2 protein-coding genes are annotated in these 2181 nt (G+C 64.9%); both read left to right on the top strand.

Annotation, left to right across the window (positions count from 1 at the left end; all coding sequences use genetic code 11):
• The first annotated feature begins 79 nt into the window (after positions 1-79).
• Complete coding sequence (gene urtB, locus MZTS_RS22980) at positions 80-1006, top strand: urea ABC transporter permease subunit UrtB (protein WP_192285558.1); 927 nt, start codon at positions 80-82, stop codon at positions 1004-1006.
• Positions 1007-1018: 12 nt separating this feature from the next.
• The coding region (urtC, locus tag MZTS_RS22975; protein WP_192285557.1) for an urea ABC transporter permease subunit UrtC at positions 1019-2181 on the top strand (1163 nt) is incomplete at its 3' end.

The raw sequence follows: 2181 nt of genomic DNA, 5'->3' as shown, positions 1-2181 counted from the left end.
CCTCCCCGCAGGGGGGAGGGAACCCTGCGTGGCCTGACACTTGCTGCGCCTCCCAGCCATCCCGCCGGAGTCACCCACCATGTTCGGCGATTATTCGCTCGCAGACCTCAGCTCGATCTTCGTGATGCAGGGCTTCGCGGGTCTGATCCTGTTTTCCGTCTACGTCCTGATGGCCCTCGGCCTGGCGATCATCTTCGGCCAGATGGGCGTCATCAACATGGCCCACGGCGAGTTCATGATCCTGGGCGCCTACGTCACCTATCTCTGCTCGAACCTGTTCCAGACCTATCTGCCCGCCCTCTTCCCGGCCTACTTCTTCGTCGCCATGGTGCTCGCCTTCCTGGCATCCGGAGCGATGGGGATGCTGGTGGAATGGGCGCTGATCCGCCACCTCTACAAGCGGCCGCTCGATACGCTGCTGGCGACCTGGGGCCTCTCACTGATCCTGCAACAGGCCTACCGCAGCATCTTCGGCCCGCGCGAGGTCGGCGTCGAACTGCCGTCCTGGATGATGGGCTCGATCAACGTCACCGATTCCATCGAGGTGCAGATCAACGGCCTGTTCGTGATCGCGGTCACCACCGTCATCACCCTCGGCGTGGCGCTCCTGATCTACCGCTCGCGTTTCGGCGCCCAGATCCGCGCGGTGATGAGCAACCGCCCGATGGCCGGCGCGGTCGGCATCGATACCGAGAAGGTCGACCGCTACACCTTCGGCCTCGGCTGCGGCATCGCCGGCATCGCCGGCTCGGCCTTCACCATGATCGGCTCGACCGGCCCGACCTCCGGCCAGCTCTACATCGTCGATACCTTCCTGATCGTGGTCTTCGGCGGCGCGGCGAGCCTCATCGGCACCATCGCCTCGGCCTTCTCGATCTCGCAGACCCAGTCGACCCTCGAATTCTTCCTCTCCGGCTCGATGGCCAAGGTGCTCACCCTGCTCGCGGTGGTGGCGATCCTGATGCTGCGGCCGCAGGGCCTGTTCACCCTCAAGGTCCGTCGCTGAGGAGCGCGCCAGATGACGAGCCAGAAGACAAGCCCCATGCAGTCCCTGTCGAAGGCGGTCACCGTCAACGACAACCCCTTCATGAAGCCGGTCGAGTGGGTGAGCCTCGCGCTGCTCGCCGGCGTGATCCTGGTGGTCCTGCCGCTGATGCTCGACGGCTTCCGCCTCAACCTCGTCGGCAAGTATCTCACCTACGCCTTCGTCGCGCTGGGCCTCGTCATCTGCTGGGGCTATGCCGGCATCCTGTCGCTGGGCCAGGGCGTGTTCTTCGGCCTCGGCGGGTACTGCATGGCGATGTACTTGAAGCTCGAGGCTTCGAGTGTCGAGAACACCAAGATCCAGTCGACGCCGGGCATCCCCGACTTCATGGACTGGAACCAGATCACCTCCCTCCCCTGGTTCTGGCATCCGTTCCAGAGCCTGCCGCTGACGCTCCTCCTCGTCGTGGCGGTGCCGGTGATCTTCGCCTTCATCATCTCGGTGGCGATGTTCAAGCGGCGGGTGGGCGGCACCTATTTCGCCATCATCACCCAGGCGATCGCCGCGATCCTGACGATCCTGATCGTCGGCCAGCAGGGCTATACCGGCGGCATCAACGGCATCACCGATCTGCGCACCCTTCACGGTTGGGACATCCGCACCGACCACGCGAAGTTCATCCTCTACTTCGTCAATGGCGGGCTCCTCATCGGCTGCATCCTGATGGCGCAGTACGTGAAGAAGTCGAAGCTCGGGCGCATTCTCGTGGCCATGCGCGAGAAGGAGGACCGGGTCCGGTTCTCGGGCTACTCGGTGGCGGGCTTCAAGGTCTTCGCCTTCTGCCTCGCGGCCGGTTTCGCGGCCATCGGCGGCGCGATGTTCACCCTGCAGGTCGGGTTCATGTCGCCCTCCTTCGTCGGCATCGTCCCCTCGGTCGAGATGGTGATCTACACCGCCGTCGGCGGGCGCCTCTCGCTCTTCGGCGCGGTCTGGGGCACGCTGCTGGTCAATTGGGCCAAGACCAGCTTCTCCGAATCCTTCCCCGATATGTGGCTGTTCGGCCTCGGCGCCCTGTTCATCGCCGTGGTGCTGATCTTCCCCAACGGCATCGCCGGCCTCTGGCGCGAGCATGTCGAACCCCGCCTGTTCCGCAAGGCCAAGGGGCTGGCGACGGGGGCCAGCCCCTTGGCCTTGCG

The organism is Methylorubrum zatmanii (assembly GCF_014845115.1).
Taxonomy (GTDB): domain Bacteria; phylum Pseudomonadota; class Alphaproteobacteria; order Rhizobiales; family Beijerinckiaceae; genus Methylobacterium; species Methylobacterium zatmanii.
Note: the sequence above shows the minus strand (reverse complement) of the source record. Positions and strands in the feature narration are given on the sequence as shown.

Excerpts from the sequence above, each read along its gene's own strand:
- urtB (WP_192285558.1), top strand. The coding sequence starts at position 80 with ATGTTCGGCGATTATTCGCTCGCAGACCTCAGCTCGATCTTCGTGATG.